This window comes from Streptomyces sp. AN091965 (assembly GCF_022698285.1).
Classification (GTDB): Bacteria; Actinomycetota; Actinomycetes; order Streptomycetales; family Streptomycetaceae; genus Streptomyces.
In genome coordinates this window covers 9,113,681-9,131,337 of sequence record NZ_JALDMY010000001.1, presented here as the reverse complement: position 1 = coordinate 9,131,337, position 17,657 = coordinate 9,113,681, and the positions used below count along the sequence as shown (strand labels likewise).

Below are 17,657 nucleotides of genomic sequence, written 5' to 3'. Positions count from 1 at the left end.
TCTCCTGTCGCCTGGCCGTCGGCGGCGGCCCGCGAGCCGCCGCTCCATTCCCTGTGTTGACCCTCACCCGGGCCGGAACTCATCGCCACTGGGCGGGGCGACGCGCCTCGAAGGCCGCTCAGCCCGTCAGGAGCGCGGTGAGGCGGTCGAGGAAGGGACGCTGGCCTGCGACGAGCCGGTCGTGGGCCTCGGGCAGGGGCAGCCAGGCCACCCGGTCGAGCTCGGGGAACTCCTGGACGCGGCCCGAGCGGGGCGGCCACTCCATCGTGAAGGTGCCCGGCACGACGGACGCCGGGTCCAGGTCGGCCTCGACGGCCCAGACAGTCACCTTCTTGCCGCCCGCCTGACGCGCCTCGCCCAGCGGGAGGTAGGGGCCGGGCGGGGCCGGGAGCCCCAGTTCCTCCTCGAACTCGCGCACCGCGGCGGCCAGCGGCTCCTCGTCGTCGCCGTACTCCCCCTTCGGGATGGACCAGGCGGCGGCGTCGCGGCGCGCCCAGAACGGCCCGCCCATGTGGCCGACGAGCACCTCCGGGGCCGGGCCAGGGGCGCGGAAGAGGAGCAGTCCGGCGCTGCGGCGGGCGGTCATGACAGCGGGGAGGCCTCCGCCAGTGCGGCGGCCCCCGGCCCTTCGAGCTCGTCCAGTGCGGTCCGTCGCCCGGAGACGGCCAGGAGCAGGGCGAGCGCGGGGCCCTTGGCCTCAGGGCCCGTGCCGATCGCCAGGTCGGTGTCCGTGGCCGTGAGCCGGACGCGGGTCGTCAGCTCCTTGGCCCCGCCGAAGGAGGCCGGTGTGCGGGTCTGCAGGCGCAGCGCCCTGACCACTGCCTGTCGCGGGTAGGAGCGGGTGAGGCCCACGGGACGGCGGATGTCCTCGCCGTGGACGACCTCCTCGACGAGCCTGCTGTCGAGGGGCGCCGGGGGCGTCGAGGTCCGCGCCGCCACCCGGCGCAGCCGTTCCAGCGTCTCCCCCGGTGTGGCGCCGCGCTCGCGCTCCACCCCGCGGGTGTTCTGGCGGTCGAAGTCGAACCGCGCCCGCACGAGACCGGCCACGAAGCCGAGGCGCGTGGTGCGGGCCGTGTCGACCAGGTGGGCGGCCACGTCGTGCACGCTCCAGCCCGCGCACAGGGACGGCGTGCTCCACCGCTCGTCATCGAGGTGCGCGAGGTCGTCGATCAGTGCCGCGCGCTCCGCGTGCACCAGCGCCCAGACGTCGTCCTTCATGACAGTTCCTCCACTCGATCACAGGTTCTGTCAGGGGGACTCGCGGCGCACCCGGAACTCATCGCTCACGCGTACGGCACGACCGCGACGGGGCAGGACACGCGGTGCACCGCCGAGTGCGCCGTGCGGCCCAGGTGCGGGCCCGTCGTGACGCGGCGGCCGATGACCAGGAGCGAGGCCCCGAGCGAGGCCTTCAGGAGGTGGTGGCCCGGACGCCCGAACACCACCTCCGCCACGACCTCGACCTGCGGGAACGCGCGCCGCCACGGGGCAAGGAGGGTGCCGAGCCGGTCCCGTGCGTCCGCCTCCGCGCCGAGGAGGCCCGTCAGGTCCGTCGGTTCGGCGGCGGACGGCGGCGTGGTGGCGGCGGGCCGCCGTACCGTCCAGGCGTGCACCGCGTGCAGGGGCGCGCCCCGGGCCTCGGCCGCGGCGAAGGCGTACGCGAACGCGGGGTCGCCGGGGTGGTCGAAGTCGACGCCGAGCACGACCGGGCGGTACGGCGTGCCGCGCGAGGGCGCCCCGGCGGCGTCGGGGACGTGCGCGTCCTCGGGCCGCTCCCCCGCGCGGACCAGGACCACGGGGCGCTCGGCGCGGGCGGCGACGCCCGCCGCCACCGAGCCGACCAGGAAACCCGCGAACCCGGTCGGGCCCGAGAGCCCCCGGGAGCCGAGGACCAGGGACTCGGCCTGCGCGGACGCGGCGAGGAGCGCGGGCACCGCGGGTCCGCGGGGCTGCTGGGCGTGGATCTCCAGGGCCGGGTGGAGGTACGCCAGCGTGATCGCGGCCCGGTCGAGGACCCCGCGGGCCCGGTCGACGGGCCTCAGGACGCGGTGGCCGCGGGCCGGGGGCGCGGGCGGGGTCCCGGCGTGCACCAGGCGCAGCGGGGCGCGGTGGCGCAGGGCCTCGCGGGCCGCCCAGTCCGCGGCGTCCATGCTGGCGTAGGAGCCGTCGATGCCCACGGTGACGACGTGGGGGACGGCGGTCCGGGCACTGCCGAGGGGGGTGGTGCGAGGAGTGCCGGAGGGGGACGGAGTGCGGTCGTGTTTCATGTCGTGCCCCAGCGGGGTGGAAGGGTGAACGGTCGGTGCGGGTCGGCGCGGGCGGTTCCGGGCGGGCCCGATCGGATCGATCGGGCCCGTGGGACCGGGCGCGGCCCCCGGCCGGGCGGGCCGGTCAGTAGGGCCACGACCAGTCCGCGACCTCCGGCAGGTCGGTGCCGTGCTCGCGGATCCAGGCGTGGTGGCGCGTCCGGGCGTCGGCCATGAGCTGGCGCAGGCCCGTGGCGCGCACGGACAGGTCGGCGACGCGGTCGATCACGTCCATGACCAGGCGGTACCGGTCGAGGTCGTTGCGGACGACCATGTCGAAGGGCGTGGTGGTCGAACCGGTCTCCTTGTAGCCGCGCACGTGCAGGTGGCCGTGGCCCGCACGGCGGTAGGCGAGGCGGTGGATGAGCCACGGATAGCCGTGGTAGGCGAAGATGACCGGCTTGTCGCGGGTGAAGAGCGCGTCGTACTCGAAGTCGGCCATGCCGTGCGGGTGTTCCTCGCGCGGCATGAGGCGGGCGATGTCGACGACGTTCACGACCCGCACCGCGAGGTCCGGCAGGTGCTCGCGGAGCAGGGCCGTGGCGGCGAGGACCTCCTGGGTGGGCACGTCGCCCGCGCAGGCGAGGACGACGTCCGGGTCGCGCAGGCCGTCGTCGGTGCCCGCCCACTCCCAGACGCCCGCGCCGCGCGCGCAGTGGGCGCGGGCCGCGTCCAGCGACAGCCAGTCGAAGCAGGGCTGTTTGCCCGCGACGATGACGTTCACGTAGTCCCTGCTGAGCAGGGCGTGTTCGGCGACGGACAGCAGCGTGTTGGCGTCCGGCGGCAGATAGACGCGCACGACCTCGGGGCTCTTGTTGAGAACGTGGTCGACGAAGCCGGGGTCCTGGTGCGAGAAGCCGTTGTGGTCCTGGCGCCAGACGTGCGAGGTGAGCAGGTAGTTGAGGGAGGGGACGGGGGCGCGCCAGGGCAGGTCGCGTGACGTCTTGAGCCATTTGATGTGCTGGTTGACCATGGAGTCGACGATGTGCACGAACGCCTCGTAGCAGGAGAACAGGCCGTGACGGCCGGTGAGGAGGTAGCCCTCCAGCCAGCCCTGGCAGAGGTGTTCGGACAGGACCTCCATGACGCGGCCGTCGGCGGCGAGGTGTTCGTCGGTCGGCAGCGTCCGCTCCTGCCAGGCCTTGCCGGTGACGGAGAAGAGCGCGCCCAGGCGGTTGGACTCGGTCTCGTCGGGCCCGACGACGCGGAAGTCACGGCGTTCGGCGGTGTCGGCGAGGACCTTGGCGAGCAGCCCGCCGAGCACCCGGGTCGGCTCGTGCAGGGCGGTGCCGGGCTTGTCGACCGCGACGGCGAAGTCCTCCAGGGGGCGCAGGGGGAGGCTGCGGGTGAGCCGGCCGCCGTTGGCGTGCGGGCTCGCGCCGAGGCGCCGGGCGCCGTCGGGGACGCAGGCGAGGACCTGTGCGGTGGGACGTCCTTCGGCGTCGAAGAGCTCCTCGGGCCGGTAGGAGCGCAGCCAGGCCTCCAGCTGCCGCAGGTGCTCGGGGTTGTCGCGGACACCGGCGAGCGGCACCTGATGGGAGCGCCACGTGCCCTCGACGGGTTGGCCGTCGACTTCGGCCGGTCCGGTCCAGCCCTTGGGAGTGCGCAGCACGATCATGGGCCAGGCAGGTCGCTCGGTCGTGGCGTCGTCGCGGGCCGCCCGCTGGATGTGGGTGATGCGGTCGACGGCCCGGTCGAGGGCGGCGGCCAGGTCGCGGTGCACGGCGCTGGGGTCGTCGCCGCTGACGTGGATCGGCTCGTGGCCGTATCCGCGCAGCAGGGAGTCGAGTTCGGGCTCGGGGATGCGGGAGAGCACGGTCGGGTTGGCGATCTTGTAGCCGTTGAGGTGCAGGACGGGCAGGACCGCGCCGTCGTGGACGGGGTCGAGGAACCTGGTGGAGTGCCAGGAGGTGGCGAGCGGTCCGGTCTCGGCCTCGCCGTCGCCGATGACACAGGCCACAAGGAGGTGGGGGTTGTCGAAGGCGGCGCCGTAGGCGTGCGCGAGCGAGTAGCCGAGTTCGCCGCCCTCGTGGAGGGAGCCGGGCGTCTCGGGGGCGACGTGGCTGGGCACGCCGCCGGGGAAGGAGAACTGCCTAAAGAGCCGCGCCATGCCGGTGGCGTCGCGCGTGACGTCGGGGTAGACGTCGCTGTAGCTGCCGTCCAGCCAGGAGTTGGCGAGCACGGCGGGGCCGCCGTGGCCGGGGCCCCAGACGCACAGCGCGTCCAGGCCGCGTTCGCGCACGATCCGGTTGAGGTGGGTGTGGACGAGGTTGAGCCCGGGTGAGGTGCCCCAGTGGCCCAGGAGGCGGGGCTTGATGTGCTCGGGCTTGAGCGGCTCGGTCAGGAGCGGGTTGGCGAGCAGATAGATCTGGCCCGCCGCGAGGTAGTTGGCGGCACGCCAGTGCGCGTCCAGGACGGAGAGCTGGTCCTTGGCCATGGGAAGCCTCGATTCCGTCGGAGTGTCCGGGGGCGGGGTGGCCGGGTTCCACGGCAGGTGCGGTTCAGGCCGGGTGAGTCACCCACGCCGGATGGCCTGCCCCGCGGCGGGGGCGTGCCCCACTTGGGGGCGGCCCGGTCGGGGGTCGGCGGGGAGGGGGTCGGGGGCGGGCCGGGGCCGGGGTGGTGCGGTCCTCCCCTCCCGAGAGGGCCGCACCACGGTCACTCAGGCGTGCGAGATGCGGTCAGGCGTGCGGCACCACCGCCACCGGGCACGCCGCGTGGTGCAGCACCGCGTGGTTCACCGGGCCGAGCTGCATGCCCACCTGGCCCGTGCGGCGGCGGGCGCCGACGACGAGCAGATCGGCGCCCGCGGCCGCGTCGAGCAGCGCCGCGCGCGGGCTGCCCTCGACGACCCTGCGGTGCACGGGTACGGCGCTGTGGGTGCGGGCCAGGCCGCCGATGGCCTCCTCCACCCGGCGCTCGGCGCGCTCCTGGTGGGTGTCCGCGGCGTCGGCCGGGCGGGGCCGCTCGGGGGCCTCGTGCGCGGGGCAGCGCCAGGCGTGCACGACGTCGAGGGCGGCGCCGCGCCGCTGCGCGCAGCGGACCGCGTAGTCGAGCGCGGGCCGCGCGTCGGCGGCTTCGTCCACGCCGACGACGACCCGCCGGTGGGAACCGCCGCGGTGGTCCTCCGCGCCGCGCACCACGGTGACCGGGCATGCGGCACGGGCGGCCACGGCCAGGCCGACCGAGCCGAGCAGCAGGCCCGCGAGCCGGCCGCGGCCCCGGCTGCCGACGAGGATCCCGCTCGCCCGGCGGCTCTCGCGTATCAGCGCGGACGCGGGGTCCTCGTCCAGCGTCTGACTCGTGACCTTGACCGAGGAGCTGCGGCAGTGGGCGCGCTCGGTCGCGTCCGCGACGACGCGGTCCGCCTGTGCCCGCACCAAGGCGCGGTTGATGCCGAAGGACGGCTCGCGCCCCTCGTACCACTCCCAGCTCGACGCGTGCACGATCCGCAGCGGCACCGCCTGGCGGTCGGCCTCGTCGACCGCCCAGTCCAGCGCCCGCAGGCTCGACTCGGAGCCGTCGACGCCCACGATCAACGGATGCTCCACGGGCCATCGCCCCTCTCGTCTGGTCGCGAACTCATCGGAGAAGGCCGCGGCGAAGCCTCCCGGGGCTGCTTCGAGGTGACGTCCGGGAGGATTTCAGGGCCTTCCCGCATGACGCTGACACCGCGACGACGCGGGCGCGAGTGGCGAACAGGCCTGTACGGGGAGGCCGAACGGCCCTGTGGCCGAGACCCGCCCGTCCGCAGGGCCGGGCCGCACGGGGCCGTACGGCCGGGGTGACACGTGAGCGCGGGGCCCGGCGTCCCGTCCGCCCTCCGGAGCCCGCGAGGGCCGTCCGGCCCGCTGCCGAGGGGCGGCCGGGACCGCTACGCTCGAAGACGCGCACCCCTTGCGTGGTGCGGAGGTTGACGCGATGCGCTCTCGGGTTCTGTGCTGGCGCTGGCGACGCGGTCCGCTGCGCCGCCGCTCGGACGTGGTCGAGGCGTGGACGGTGCTCGTGGTGGGCCTCGTCCTGTTCCTGGGCGTTCCCGCGGCCGGGGCCGCCGCCGGGCTCGCCGTGCACGCCCGGGCCGAGGAGACGGCGCGGACCGCCACGGCCACCCGGCACCGCGTGACCGCGACGCTCACCGAGGACGCGCCTCCGCCGGTCCCGGCCGTCGGCACGGTGCCCCTGTACGACGTCCCCGCGCGATGGACCACCCCGGACGGCACCGAGCGCAGCGGCCACGCGCGCGTGGCCGCGGGCAGTCGGCGCGGCGAGCACGCGGCCGTGTGGCTGGACCGGCGCGGTCGCGTGGCCGGGGCGCCGCCGGACGCGGAGGACGTGGCCCTGCGCACGGCGAGCGCGGCCCTGGCCGCGGGCGCGGCCACCGCCCTGGTCGCGCTCCTGGCGCGGCACGCGGTGGGCCACGCCCTCGACCGGCGCCGCCTCGCCGCCTGGGAGCGGGAGTGGCGGCGCACGGGGCCGGAGTGGGGCGGCCGACCGGCCTGACGCGGGCTCAGCTCCCGCTACGAACCGGTCCGCCGGCCCCGGCTGCCTCAGCCGCTCTCCGCCGACGTCAGGCGCTTGCGGATCCACTCCACGGCGGAGTCGTACCGCGGCGTCCAGCCGAGCTCCGCGCGGGCCCGTGCGCCTCGCACCCGGCTGTTGGAGCCGAGGGCGTACACGGCCGGTTCGTAGCCCCACTCCTCGATCGCCGCCTCGATGCTCCACGCCTGCGCGGTGCCACAGCCCAGGACGTCGGCGATGGCCTGCGTCATCTCGCCGAAGGGGGCCTCGCCGTTCTCCACGAAGTAGAAGGCTCCGGCGGGCGCCGACGCCAGGGCCAGCTCGTACAGGTCGGCGACGTCGTCGATGTGGACGTTCGACCAGATGTTGTGTCCCGGGCCGATGTGCCGGGCCACGCCGCTCGCCTCGGCCTGGCGGGTCAGCCGGGGCAGCTGCACGCTGTCGCGCGACAGGCCGTAACCGTGGCCGTAGATCAGGGAGTTGCACAGCACCACGGACCGCACGCCGCGCTCCGCCGCGGCGAGGACGAACCGGTCCAGGTCGACGCGCGGCGCCTTGTCCGGCTCGGCCCGCCAGGGGCTGCCCGGCTCGACGTCGGTCTCGGTGAAGACGCACCGCGCCACCGCGCCGCGCGCGTCGTCGGCCACGATGCTGGAGCCGCTGGTGTGCAACAGGGGCTTGTCGGTGCCTTCGAGCGCCGCGACGAGGGCTTCGACGGCGGGCCGGTGGTCGCTGTCCGCCGCGTTGACCACGGCGTCGGCGGAGCGCGCCGCCGCGCCGAGGACCGACGCGTCGTCGAGGTCGCCGAGGACCGGTGTGATGCCGCGCTCCCGCAGCGCCCGCGCCTTCTCCTCGGTGCGGGCGAGGCCGCTCACGTCGTGGCCCGTCCCCCTCAACCGGTCGGCGAGCGAGCCGCCGATGTAGCCGGTGGCTCCGGTGACGAAGATGCGCATGGTCGACCTCCAGATAACGGGCGTACGCCGTATGCATTGATGTGCGGGACCACGCGCACGCGACTGCCTGGCGTCGTTCCTCGCCCCCCCCAGACCCGGCCGGGGGCGAGGGCGAGCACGCCCACCTTGCCCAGGTGCAGATTGCGCTGGACCAGGCGGGCGGCCTCGGCCGTCTCGTGCAACGGGTACGTGGTGGTCAACGCGGGGCCCAGGCGCCCGAGGTCGAGCAGACGGTGAACGGCGGCCTGTTCGTGCAAGTCGGCGCCGTGACTGCCGATGATCCGCTTCAGCCGCATCCACAGATAGCGGTTGTCGAACTCGTGCCGGTAGCCGGTGCTCGACCCGCAGGTGACGACCGTGCCGACACCGACGAGCATGCGGTAGGCGGTGCCCGCGCGCAGCGGATTGCCGGTCGGCTCCTCGTCGTCGACGTACACGGGCGAGACGACGACCTCGTCGCCGACGCGCCGGCGCCGCGCGCCGGATCCGGCGCGCACGACCACCCCGGCCGCGTCCGAGCCCACCGCACGTCCTTGTCGGCGACGCCGGTGAACCCCTCGGCGTCCTCGGCGCGCAGGTGGACGGCCGTGCAGTGGGCGGGGACGTCGATGCGGGCCAGCTCGTCGGCGGGTGCTCCCGCGACGACCGCTTCGGCGAGCGGGTCCCTTTGTGTTCCTCCTTCGGGGTGGCCGGGGCCGGGATCAGGTCGCGGGCAGGCCGAGGCCCGCCGCGAGCGTGGGCCAGGACGCCTTGGACTCCCGCTGCCAGGACGGCCACGCGTGGGTGCCGCCGGAGTGGACGTGCGTGCGCGCGGACCACTTGGCGACGCTGCTGCTGTTCCACGACGACGCGCTGATCGACGCGCTCGCCGCACGTCACCTCGCGCCCTTGGGCACGGTGCGCTATCGGCTGCGCCGGCTCGACGAGGTCTTCGGCAGCCAGCTGCACGACCCCGCCGCCCAGTTCGAGATGCAGCTGGTGCTGCACGCGCTCAGCCTGCGGCCGCGCCGGGGACGGTGAGGGCCGCCCGCGCGCGGCCGAGCGCCGCGCGCTGCTCCGGGGTGAGCCGCTCGGTCCGGGCGACGACGGTGTACGCACCGTCCGGGGTGCGCCGCAGCTCCAGCGGGTCGGCGACCTCGGGATGCTGCTCGGCGTCGTACAGGGCGCTCGTGACGCGCTCCGGCGACCAGCCGAGCGCCCCCGCCAACCGGCCGCCGTCCAGCGGCGCTCCGGCGTGGGCGAGGGCGGCGAGCACGGTCAGCGCGTCGGCGAACGCGGCCGCCGTGGAGCCCCCGGCCATGTCGTCGCTGAGGCTGGTGAAGAAGCGCCGCATGTGGTCGAGGCGGGCGCCCGCGGGGGTCGCGGCGTCGAGGATCTCCACGCCCGCCCGGGCGGTGTCGGCCATCATCGTGTGGGCGCGGGCGCTCGCCAGCCAGGTCCGCAGCCACATGTCGTCGTCGATGACGTACCGCTCGCGCCGTCCGGTGGGTACGCGCTCGCGCCGCAGCAGGTCGAGCCGTTCGAGATAGCCGACGGCCTTGGACACCGAGGCGGGGCTCACCCGCAACAGAGCCACGAGTTCGGCGGCGGTCAGCGTCCCCGAGTCGGTGGTGACGAGGCTGGCGAGCACCCGGGCCGCCATCCGCGGCACCCCGGTGTGGGCCAGCACCTCCGCGAACCGGGCCACGAAGCGGCGCACGACCTCGGCGTCGCGACCGGGTCCGACGTCGGGCGCCGCGGCTTCCGGGGCGCTCGCCGCGGATCTGCGGGCCCGGCGCGCGGTGGCGTGCTGGGCGTGCTCGGCGCGGTAGCGGCCGGGCCCGCCGTTGCGGGCGACCTCTCTGCTGACGGTCGACGTCGGTCTGCCGAGCCGCCGGGCGATCTCGGCATAGCCGAGCCCGTCGGCGAGCCCGGACGCCACCTGTCGTCGGTCTTCGTGGGTCAGCCTGCCTCCAGGCACCGCGCCCGCCTTCCACTTGCCGGTCCTCACCACCGGCCCACGTTCCGCGCGGGCGGCCCGGCCAGTATGCGTCGGCCGCCAGCTCATTGCAACGGTCAGATAAGGGAATTGCCCTCACGCTTATGCCAGTTGCAATGATCCGCCCTGGACACTCATCTACCCGCCCGCACAACTGCACTTCTGATTGATGTCTTTGTAAACGCAACGTAGCTTTCGAGGCCTCCGAACTTCCTCAACGCCACGGTGAGCTGATGACGACAACCGGCGAAGCCGACGTCGTACTCGATGTCGACGGGCTCCGCATGCGCTACGGCACGACCGACGTGCTGCGCGAGGTGACCTTCCGCGCCCCGGCACGGCGAAGTGCTCGCCCTGCCCGGCCCGAACGGCGCGGGCAAGACGACCACGGACGAGGTCCGCTGGACCCGCGCCGGGCGGCGGTTCACCCGAGCGGGAGTTCGCTACGAGCGGCCCGGGCCTCGGGGTCGCGCGTGGCGGAGCGCCGGGAGAGGGAGCTGCGACGCGTCGGCTAACCACACGTTGCCGACCTCCGCCCGGGGCGAGGCCCGGCCCCCCTCCCCCGGTGATACCCGGCCCGCCCCTCGTACGAGGGACAGGGCGCATCCGCAGGCCTCGGCCTGGGCAGCCATGTCGGCGGCTCCGCCCTCACCCGGGAGGGGCCCCGACCAGCAGAAAGGGAATCCATGCGCCGACGCCTGACCGCAGCCCTCCTCGGAGGCCTGGCCTTGACCGGCATGTCCACCGCCACCGCGGCGGCCGTCGGGCCCGCTCCCACGGCGCGGCACGCCCCGGCGCACCCCTCACCGCTGCTCCCCGCACCCGAGTCGCTGATCACCGAGGGCATCTCGATCGAAGGCCCCCTGATCAACAACCTCGGCCTGCCGAAGCTCCTTTGAGGGCCCGCGCCGACGCGCGCCGCGTACGACCCGTGCCCCCACGACGACTTCGTGGGGGCACGGGCGCTCAAGGCCTGTCGACCTGTCGATCCATCGACTCCTCAGGGCATCGTCCCGCCGGCGTTGCGGATCAGCTGCCCGAGGACCTTCACCGTGGTGACGTAGTCCGCGTCGTCGATGCCCTCGTGGAGAGCCGCGCGGATCGCGGGAGCGCTCCGCGCCAGGTCGACCCGGGCCCGCTCGCCCTCTTCGGTGAGCCACAGCCGGTCCTCGTCGTCCCGTCTCAGCCAGCCGCGCTCGACGAGCACCGCGGACGCTTCCGCCAGGTCGTCCTCGGGCCGGATGTAGAGGCTCATGGCCTCCCGCAGTTCGGGCAGGGTCATCCCCCGGCCGTCGGGCGAGATGTCGTTCACCGACAGGTTGCGCAGCAGCCAGAACTGCGGCTGCGTGTAGCCCTTCTCCAGCTGCCGGGCCCGGGTGAACGCGATCAGCGCCTCGTAGGCGACACCGGTCCAGTAGGCGGCGGGCTGCCCGGCGAGCTCGGCATCGGACATCTGCTGGGTCGTCATGAGAGGGTTCCTTTCAGGTACTTCGGATACGTCGGTGCTTCACGCGGGAAGGACCACACCCCGAGCTGGGCGGGCCTTCAGCCCGCCGCCAGGGTGTTCTGGGCGGCGCCGACGCGCCAGGTGCCGTCCTCCTTGACCAGGATGTAGAACGGGCGGCCCTCGGGCCGGTCGGCGATCCTGGTGCCGTCGGGGAGCACCGGCTGCTGGCGGACGTTCACCGCGGCGACGTCGGGCTTCAGGAACAGCACGCGCTCGACGTCGTAGACGGCGGTGGACTCCGCCGTCGCACCGGGCAGCACCTTCCGGGTGAAGGCCGCGATCTCCTCGAAGCCCGAGAGGCGCTTGCCGTGGCCGGTGGTCCACACCGGGCCCTCCTGGCGGAAGACGGCCAGGAACCGGTCGGCGAGCTCGTTCTGCTGGGCGTGCTCGACCTCGGCGACCAGGCGGCGGATCGCGGCCACCTCGGCGTCGGTCTCCGGCCCTTCGGGAGCGCCGAACACCTCGATCGGCCGGTACGAACCCGACGTCAGCTCCGCCACCATGCCCGGCCGGGCCGGCCGCCAGCCGAGGGCGGTGCGGGCGGCGGCGCCGCTGACGCTCTGGTCGAGGGCGAGGGCGTCCGCGAAGAGCGCGCCGAAGACCTCGGCGCCCTGCTCAACCGGCACCACGCGCGGGGCGGCGAGCACTCCGGCCGCGCGCCCGGCGGCCTGTGCGACGTCACGGACCGCGACGGCCGACTCGCCGACGCCGTGCCACACGGTGCCCGCCTCGGCCCGCTCGACGGCGGCCACGAACAGCTCGGCCAGGTCGTCCACGTGGACGGTCGGCCAGCGCACGCCCTCTTCGCCGTAGTACTCGGGCACCCCCTCCTTGCGGGCCCGGTCGACCAGGAGGGCGGGGATGCCGCCGCCGCGGCCGTACGCAATGGCGGGCCGGACGACGACGGCGCGCACGCCTTCGGCGGCCTCGGCCAGGACCCGCTGCTCGATCTGCGGGCGGTAGCCCACGAGGCCGATCGGGTTGGTCGGGGCCTCCTCACCGACCTCCTGGGCGTCGCCGGTGGCGCCGAGGACCCACACGCCGCTGGTGTAGACGAGGGGGCGGCCGGTACCGCGCAGCGGAGTGGCCAGCGCCTCGATGACGGCGGAGTCGACGTCCGCGTCGCCGCTCGGGGGCGCCAGGTGGATCACGGCCTCGATGTCGGGGGTCACCGCACCGGCGAGCGAAGCCGGGTCCGCCGTGTCACCGATCAACTGGGCGTGCCACGGTCTGCCTGACTGCGGCTCGGCGCTACGGGTGAGCGCGACGACCTGGTGACCGGCGGCGGCAAGGTGCTCGGTGACGGCGGAGCCGATGTAGCCGGTGGCACCGGTGAGCAGAACCTTCATGACTTTCCTATCGTGAGGAACGAGACGTCCTGTCCCGTTCGTTGGCGTACTGACCTGCTTTGGTCAGAACCGGATGTCGGAACCGGATGTCGGAACCGGGTGTCAGAACCGGGTGTCAGAACCGGGTGACGGTCAGTTCGACCCGGGTGCCCCAGCGGTCGAACTCCGCGTAGGCGGGCTGCCATCGGTCCGCGTACGTGCGGTGCGCGGACTCGGGCAGCAGCTGCTCCAGCACGGCGGTCACGGTCCGCTCGGCGGCGCCGTCCAGGAGCCAGGGCAGGATCCGGGCCGCGTCGGCCCCGATCCGCTGGGCGTGGACGCGCCCGAACCGCTCCCACTGCTCCTGGCTCAGAACGGCCTGGACCAGCGGGAAAACGGTCTCCTCCTCATGGCGGAGATGTCCGCGCAGACCGGTGACCAGGGAGCCGGTGAGCTCACCGAACAGGTCGGGACCGGCATCCGGGTCGGTATGCGCCCTGTCGATCGCCTCGAGCAGGCGGGCGAGCGCGGCGTGCTCCGCCTCGATCGCCTCAAGACGCACCAGGGAGACGGGCTGTCCGTGCAGGGCCTGACGCAGGGAGGGCCACAGCGCGTCGTCCTCGGCGGAGTGGTGGGCGTGCAGCGCCGCCCGGAACAGCTCCCAGCCCGCGGTGCGCAGGACGTCCCGGGGATCGGGACCGGCGCGGACCGTGGCCCCGTCGAGTAAGCGCAGCTCCCTGCGCAAGGCGTTGTGCATCGCGTACGTCACGGTCATGTCGAGCGTGTCCGTCATGTCTGTCCGACTCCTGGTTCCGGTGCCCCGGTGAGCCCGTGTCAGGCAGTGGCGGCAGCACGGGTTCCTCCAGGAACAGGGCAGCGCGCAGCCACGCTTGGCGGAGCGGGGCACCAGGGGAAGAGGGACCGGGCGGGGCGACGAGCGGCCTGCCCGGGTGCCTCAAGCCTCCCGCGAGAGCCGTGTCCGGATCAACGCGGACTTCGCACGTTGATCAATAACCCGACGGTTATCGGAGTACGGGACGCGGCGGCGCGTCAGAACCGCAGCGTGCCGAGCTCGCGGACCGTCTCGGCGAGAGCGCCGATCAGCTCGCTCTCCGCCTCGGTCCGCCAGACCAGGGCGTAGGACAGGGGCGCCAGGTCCGTGACGGGCAGCCAGCGGATGTGCGGCATGCCCCAGTGCCGGGTGACGTGGCTGGGGAAGCAGTGGATGATATCCCCCATGCCGACCTGGTTGATCAGCTCCTCCGCGTTGGACACGATGCTTCCGCGCTCGATCTGCCTGCCCTGGGACGTGTGGAAGGGCAGATAGCTGTCCTCCCAGTAGTCAGGCATGTTGGGAGCGACGGCGTGCTGGAAGTCGGCGAACACCTCCAGGTGCGCCGACGTCCGCCGGGCGAGTTCCTGGTCGGCGGCCACGGCGAGGACGCGCGGGTCCGTGCACAGGACCGGGCCGACGGTGAGGTCCGGCTCCTCCACCGGCAGCCAGGTGACGAGCACGTCCATCTCGTTGTCACGGAGCCGCCCGAACGTATCGACGTACGTGAGCTGACGGATCTCCAGTTCCCACTGCGGGAACCGCGAGCGGAAGGCCCTCCAATAGACGTGCATGTCGACGATGTTGAACGGCATCATGCCGACGCGGAGCCTGCCGGTGACGCCGCTGGCGGTCATCCGGGCGCGTTCCAGGGATGCGTGCAGGCCCGCGTAGACCGGCTGGAGGTCGTCGCGCAGCTGGCGTCCGACGTTCGTCAGGCGGACCGTGCGGCTGGTGCGCTCGAACAACGGGGCGCCGATCCGCCGCTCCTGTTTCCTGATGGCCTGGCTGACCCGCGCCTGAGAGACCAGAAGTCGCTCGGCGCTCCTGCCGAAGTGCAGCTCCTCGGCCACGACCAGGAAGATCTCAATGTCCCGCAGCTCCATGACGCCCCCGTGTCCTTCTCCATCGGCAGCGCGGAGGCCGCCGAGCCGCAGAAGTATATGTTGATCAACCCTCAGAGCCACCCCCACCAGCCCTTCCCTGGTACCGGGGGGCAACCCCCGGGGGATCACGGACGGGACGGCCCGGGTTTCCCGGGCTCCCCCTGGGACCGACCTTCTCAGTCGTCGCGCAGGCGTCGCCATGTCTCCTGCGGATCAGCGCTGTGGAGGTAGCAGAAACGGAACTCCACGCTCCCGTCCGTGCCCGCCAGACGTGACAGTGCCAGGTCCGGATCGACCAGCGAACGCGGCTCCCCGTACCCCTCCGGCCCCTCCGCGATGACAGCGAGCGCCACGGCACGAGCCGCGTACGGCTTCTCCACGCCCGGCCCCCCGTACAGCACCCAGGCCGCCCCTCCCGCCACGGAGGCGAGGGGGTAGCGGTCGTCGCCACGGGTGAGGGCGTCGAGGGCCCCGCCGACAGTGATGTCCCCGCGCACGGCGCGAGTCTCACGAATCATGCGGTAAGGAGGGACGTCGTCGTCCCCCGCATGGACCCTGTCACGATCGATGTGCAGCGCGATCGCGTTCGCTGTCATCAGATGGCTCCGTTCAACGTCTCGCCCGGACGGCTTCCCCCGGCGGGAAAGGTGGTCGCCGCAGACCGCCGAACGACCGGCCTTCGGGAGTTCCCGGGCGGAGGCCCTCAGCCCTTCGGCGCGATGCCCAATGACCGCACGAGCTGGGTCAGTTCCTCCTGGAAGAGCTTCTCCGGGTTCGCGGTCTGGGTGCGCAGATGGCCGTAGATCTCCAGCGTCACCAGGCCGTGCAGGTGGCCCCACATGCGCAGCGCGAGGGCCACTCCGGCCGGGGGCAGGTCGGGGAAGGCGGGGCGGACCTTGCCGAGGAGGCCGGGGTCGAAGTCGGCCCACTGGAAGTCGCTGTCCGCGTAGAGGTGTTCGGCGTGCGGCCAGGCCGTGGCGGCGAGGCCGGTCAGGGCCGTGCAGACCCGCTGTGCGGCGTCCGGGGCGGCACCGCCCTCGGGGGCGACGTAGCCGGGCACCGGGTCGCCGTAGATGAGGCGGAAACCTTCGGGATTGGCCAGCGCCCACCCGCGGAAGGCCTGCGCCCAGGCCCGGATCCGGTCGGCCGGGGATGCGGCGGGAGCGGCGTCCTCCGCGGCGTCGACGGTGTCGGCGAGCGAGGTGTACACGTCGTCGATGAGCGTGGTGACCAGGTCGTCGCGGGTCGCGAAGTAGCCGTAGATGGCGTTGGGGGTCATGCCCATCTCGCGGGCGATGGCGCGCAGGGTGATCGCGCCGGGGCCGCCCGAGGCCATCAAGTCCAGGGCCACGCTCTTGATTTCGGCCGTCGTCTCGGCTCGCAGTCGCGCACGCCGCCCAGTGGTCCCCGTCCCTGCCATGCGGCCACTCTACAGCGTCACAACACTGATTGCCGTACCAAAACTTCACGGCGTATAGTTTTCTCATGGCGTCCAGCCGAGTGGCGGCCGCCAGCACGTCTGGGCATGAACAAGGGGAGAACCATGCACATCGGAGTGATCGGTGCCACCGGCACCATCGGCAGTCGGGTCGTCACGGAGGCACTCGGGCGCGGACACCACGTCACGGCGCTCAGCCGCGACGCCTCACAGATCGACGAGAGCCGCGCGAACGTCACCTGGAAGAGCGTGGACGTCCTCGACCCCGCGAGCATCTCCGCGATCCTGCCCGGCCTGGACGTGCTGATCAGCGGGTTCCAGCCGGGCAACGCGGCCAAGGACCTCGCGGACACCGTGCAGCGCTCCATCGCCGACCCCACGGTCCACGCCACCGCGGCCCGGGCCCTGACCAAGGCCCTGGAGAGCCATCCGCGGACCCGGCTCATCATGATCGGCGGGGCCGGCAGCCTGGAGACGGCGCCCGGAGTGGCTCTGGTCGACGACGTCGAGCGGATCCACGAGACCCTCGACCAGCTCGGGCTGCCCCGCGCGTACGCGGCCGCGGCGCGCGGGGCCCGGGACGGCCTGAACGTCTTCCGTACGTCGAACCGGCTCTGGACCTACTTCAGCCCCGCCGAGGAGATCGCCCCCGGCGAGCGCACCGGCCGCTTCCGGGTCGGCGGCGATCAGGTGGTCCGGGACGCCGACGGCCGCAGCCGCGTCTCCGCGGAGGACGCCGCCGTCGCCCTGATCGACGAAGTGGAGCTGCCCCGCTTCGTCCAGCGCCGATTCACCATCGGCTACTGACACACCATCACGGCCGCTTGCGTGTTCCCTGTGGGAGAGCTCTTGGGGGTCTCCCACAGGGTGAGCGCGTGCGGGCGGCTTGTTGACCTTGCCGTTGGCGGCAGGGTTGCACGATGACCGGCATGAACAGCACCGCACCGCAGAGCAGCAGGATCGTCGCCGTCACCGGAGCCGGCACCGGGATCGGCCGGGCCACCGCCCGCGCCTTCGCCGCCGAGGGCGCCCACGTGGTCACGATCGGACGGCGGGCCGAACCCCTTGAGGAGACCGCGGCCGGGCACGACCGGATCACACCGCTGACCGCCGACATCACCGCCGAGGGCGAGCCGGATCGGATCATCCGGGCCGTGCGGGAGGCCCACGGCCGACTGGACGTACTGGTCAACAACGCGGGCATCGTGCGCAGCGGCGTCCTCGGCACGCTGACGCCGGAGATGATCACAGCTCAGCTCGCCACCAACCTCGTCGCCCCCATCCTGCTGGCCCAGGCCGCGCTGCCGCTCCTGGAGGAGTCGGGCGGGGTGATCGTCAACGTCAGTACGTCGGTGGGGCAGCGGGCCTGGCCCGGCAGCTCGGTCTACGCGGCCACCAAGACCGCCCTGGAGCTGCTGACCCGCAGCTGGGCGGTCGAGCTGGCGCCTCGCGGGATCCGGGTGGTGGCGGTCGCCCCCGGCGCGATCGACACCCCCATCGGCGAGCACCAGGGCCTGACGCCGGAGCGGAGGGCAGCGGTGCGGGAGTGGCAGCTGGCGCACACCCCACTGGCCCGGATCGGCCGCCCCGAGGAGGTGGCGTGGGCAGTGACCCGGCTTGCCGCACCGGCCGCGTCGTTCGTCACCGGGGTGGTGCTCCCCGTCGACGGCGGGGCGGTCGTGGCGTGATAC

At 73.7% G+C, this 17,657-nt stretch carries 19 protein-coding genes; 5 read left to right on the top strand and 14 right to left on the bottom strand.

The features are described from left to right. Positions 1-118: 118 nt before the first annotated feature. The 5 genes from MQV74_RS37620 to MQV74_RS37600 form a co-directional block, all read right to left on the bottom strand. A complete protein-coding gene (locus tag MQV74_RS37620; RefSeq protein ID WP_242727962.1) occupies positions 119-586 on the bottom strand; it encodes an NUDIX domain-containing protein in 468 nt (155 codons plus the stop codon). After that, positions 583-1,218 (bottom strand): maleylpyruvate isomerase family mycothiol-dependent enzyme, encoded by a 636-nt coding sequence (locus MQV74_RS37615; protein WP_242727961.1) that lies wholly within the window; start codon positions 1,216-1,218, stop codon positions 583-585. Before MQV74_RS37615 ends, MQV74_RS37620 begins: the two co-directional genes overlap by 4 nt. Before the next feature lie 65 nt (positions 1,219-1,283). Then, complete coding sequence (locus MQV74_RS37610) at positions 1,284-2,267, bottom strand: universal stress protein (protein WP_242727960.1); 984 nt, start codon at positions 2,265-2,267, stop codon at positions 1,284-1,286. Between the two features lie 124 nt (positions 2,268-2,391). Next, positions 2,392-4,800 (bottom strand): phosphoketolase family protein, encoded by a 2,409-nt coding sequence (locus MQV74_RS37605; RefSeq protein ID WP_278195436.1) that lies wholly within the window; start codon positions 4,798-4,800, stop codon positions 2,392-2,394. Between the two features lie 187 nt (positions 4,801-4,987). Beyond that, positions 4,988-5,857, bottom strand: coding sequence for a universal stress protein (locus MQV74_RS37600; RefSeq protein WP_242727958.1), 870 nt, complete (start codon positions 5,855-5,857; stop codon positions 4,988-4,990). A gap of 370 nt (positions 5,858-6,227) precedes the next feature. Here MQV74_RS37600 and MQV74_RS37595 point away from each other — a divergent pair, with 370 nt between their 5' ends. Then, on the top strand, positions 6,228-6,806 hold the full coding sequence (locus MQV74_RS37595) for an Rv1733c family protein (protein WP_242727957.1): 579 nt from the start codon (positions 6,228-6,230) through the stop codon (positions 6,804-6,806). Positions 6,807-6,853: 47 nt separating this feature from the next. Here MQV74_RS37595 and MQV74_RS37590 read toward each other — a convergent pair whose 3' ends face one another. Both MQV74_RS37590 and MQV74_RS37585 read right to left on the bottom strand, forming a co-directional pair. Continuing rightward, positions 6,854-7,777, bottom strand: a complete 924-nt coding sequence (locus MQV74_RS37590; RefSeq protein WP_242727956.1) for an NAD-dependent epimerase/dehydratase family protein — start codon at positions 7,775-7,777, stop codon at positions 6,854-6,856. Continuing rightward, on the bottom strand, positions 7,717-8,301 hold the full coding sequence (locus MQV74_RS37585; protein ID WP_374120755.1) for a zinc-binding dehydrogenase: 585 nt from the start codon (positions 8,299-8,301) through the stop codon (positions 7,717-7,719). Before MQV74_RS37585 ends, MQV74_RS37590 begins: the two co-directional genes overlap by 61 nt. A gap of 211 nt (positions 8,302-8,512) precedes the next feature. Here MQV74_RS37585 and MQV74_RS37580 point away from each other — a divergent pair, with 211 nt between their 5' ends. Beyond that, positions 8,513-8,797, top strand: a complete 285-nt coding sequence (locus MQV74_RS37580) for a helix-turn-helix domain-containing protein (protein ID WP_242729403.1) — start codon at positions 8,513-8,515, stop codon at positions 8,795-8,797. Here MQV74_RS37580 and MQV74_RS37575 read toward each other — a convergent pair. Then, positions 8,769-9,737 (bottom strand): MarR family transcriptional regulator, encoded by a 969-nt coding sequence (locus MQV74_RS37575; protein WP_441349361.1) that lies wholly within the window; start codon positions 9,735-9,737, stop codon positions 8,769-8,771. The genes MQV74_RS37580 and MQV74_RS37575 overlap by 29 nt on opposite strands. Before the next feature lie 704 nt (positions 9,738-10,441). Between MQV74_RS37575 and MQV74_RS37570 the strand changes: the two genes are divergently transcribed. Then, positions 10,442-10,654, top strand: a complete 213-nt coding sequence (locus MQV74_RS37570; protein WP_242727955.1) for a hypothetical protein — start codon at positions 10,442-10,444, stop codon at positions 10,652-10,654. A gap of 101 nt (positions 10,655-10,755) precedes the next feature. Here MQV74_RS37570 and MQV74_RS37565 read toward each other — a convergent pair whose 3' ends face one another. From MQV74_RS37565 to MQV74_RS37540, 6 genes are all read right to left on the bottom strand, one after another. Beyond that, entirely contained in the window at positions 10,756-11,223 is a 468-nt protein-coding gene (locus MQV74_RS37565) for a MarR family winged helix-turn-helix transcriptional regulator (protein WP_242727954.1), read from the bottom strand. A 77-nt stretch (positions 11,224-11,300) separates the two neighbouring features. Then, positions 11,301-12,611, bottom strand: coding sequence for an SgcJ/EcaC family oxidoreductase (locus MQV74_RS37560; RefSeq protein WP_242727953.1), 1,311 nt, complete (start codon positions 12,609-12,611; stop codon positions 11,301-11,303). 115 nt (positions 12,612-12,726) lie between these two features. Next, positions 12,727-13,383 carry a hemerythrin domain-containing protein gene (locus tag MQV74_RS37555; protein ID WP_242727952.1) on the bottom strand — a complete coding sequence of 219 codons (657 nt, stop codon included), beginning with the start codon at positions 13,381-13,383 and terminating at the stop codon, positions 12,727-12,729. Between the two features lie 257 nt (positions 13,384-13,640). After that, positions 13,641-14,528, bottom strand: coding sequence for a LysR family transcriptional regulator (locus tag MQV74_RS37550; protein WP_242727951.1), 888 nt, complete (start codon positions 14,526-14,528; stop codon positions 13,641-13,643). A gap of 176 nt (positions 14,529-14,704) precedes the next feature. After that, on the bottom strand, positions 14,705-15,046 hold the full coding sequence (locus MQV74_RS37545; RefSeq protein ID WP_242727950.1) for a hypothetical protein: 342 nt from the start codon (positions 15,044-15,046) through the stop codon (positions 14,705-14,707). A 185-nt stretch (positions 15,047-15,231) separates the two neighbouring features. Next, positions 15,232-15,948: a TetR/AcrR family transcriptional regulator gene (locus MQV74_RS37540; RefSeq protein WP_242727949.1), complete on the bottom strand. Its 717-nt coding sequence runs from the start codon at positions 15,946-15,948 to the stop codon at positions 15,232-15,234. A gap of 123 nt (positions 15,949-16,071) precedes the next feature. Between MQV74_RS37540 and MQV74_RS37535 the strand changes: the two genes are divergently transcribed. Together MQV74_RS37535 and MQV74_RS37530 are read left to right on the top strand one after the other, a co-directional pair. Next, the gene (locus MQV74_RS37535) at positions 16,072-16,773 is read left to right on the top strand and encodes an NAD(P)-dependent oxidoreductase (protein WP_242727948.1); all 702 of its coding nucleotides are present in this window, start codon (positions 16,072-16,074) and stop codon (positions 16,771-16,773) included. A gap of 113 nt (positions 16,774-16,886) precedes the next feature. Further along, on the top strand, positions 16,887-17,654 hold the full coding sequence (locus MQV74_RS37530; protein WP_242727947.1) for an SDR family NAD(P)-dependent oxidoreductase: 768 nt from the start codon (positions 16,887-16,889) through the stop codon (positions 17,652-17,654). The last annotated feature ends 3 nt before the right edge of the window (positions 17,655-17,657 follow it).

Excerpts from the sequence above, each read along its gene's own strand:
- MQV74_RS37535 (WP_242727948.1), top strand. The coding sequence starts at position 16,072 with ATGCACATCGGAGTGATCGGTGCCACCGGCACCATCGGCAGTCGGGTC.
- MQV74_RS37595 (WP_242727957.1), top strand. The coding sequence starts at position 6,228 with ATGCGCTCTCGGGTTCTGTGCTGGCGCTGGCGACGCGGTCCGCTGCGC.
- MQV74_RS37560 (WP_242727953.1), bottom strand. The coding sequence starts at position 12,611 with ATGAAGGTTCTGCTCACCGGTGCCACCGGCTACATCGGCTCCGCCGTC.
- MQV74_RS37530 (WP_242727947.1), top strand. The coding sequence starts at position 16,887 with ATGACCGGCATGAACAGCACCGCACCGCAGAGCAGCAGGATCGTCGCC.
- MQV74_RS37615 (WP_242727961.1), bottom strand. The coding sequence starts at position 1,218 with ATGAAGGACGACGTCTGGGCGCTGGTGCACGCGGAGCGCGCGGCACTG.
- MQV74_RS37590 (WP_242727956.1), bottom strand. The coding sequence starts at position 7,777 with ATGCGCATCTTCGTCACCGGAGCCACCGGCTACATCGGCGGCTCGCTC.
- MQV74_RS37545 (WP_242727950.1), bottom strand. The coding sequence starts at position 15,046 with ATGATTCGTGAGACTCGCGCCGTGCGCGGGGACATCACTGTCGGCGGG.
- MQV74_RS37570 (WP_242727955.1), top strand. The coding sequence starts at position 10,442 with ATGCGCCGACGCCTGACCGCAGCCCTCCTCGGAGGCCTGGCCTTGACC.
- MQV74_RS37610 (WP_242727960.1), bottom strand. The coding sequence starts at position 2,267 with ATGAAACACGACCGCACTCCGTCCCCCTCCGGCACTCCTCGCACCACC.
- MQV74_RS37565 (WP_242727954.1), bottom strand. The coding sequence starts at position 11,223 with ATGACGACCCAGCAGATGTCCGATGCCGAGCTCGCCGGGCAGCCCGCC.
- MQV74_RS37555 (WP_242727952.1), bottom strand. The coding sequence starts at position 13,383 with ATGACGGACACGCTCGACATGACCGTGACGTACGCGATGCACAACGCC.
- MQV74_RS37550 (WP_242727951.1), bottom strand. The coding sequence starts at position 14,528 with ATGGAGCTGCGGGACATTGAGATCTTCCTGGTCGTGGCCGAGGAGCTG.
- MQV74_RS37540 (WP_242727949.1), bottom strand. The coding sequence starts at position 15,948 with ATGGCAGGGACGGGGACCACTGGGCGGCGTGCGCGACTGCGAGCCGAG.
- MQV74_RS37620 (WP_242727962.1), bottom strand. The coding sequence starts at position 586 with ATGACCGCCCGCCGCAGCGCCGGACTGCTCCTCTTCCGCGCCCCTGGC.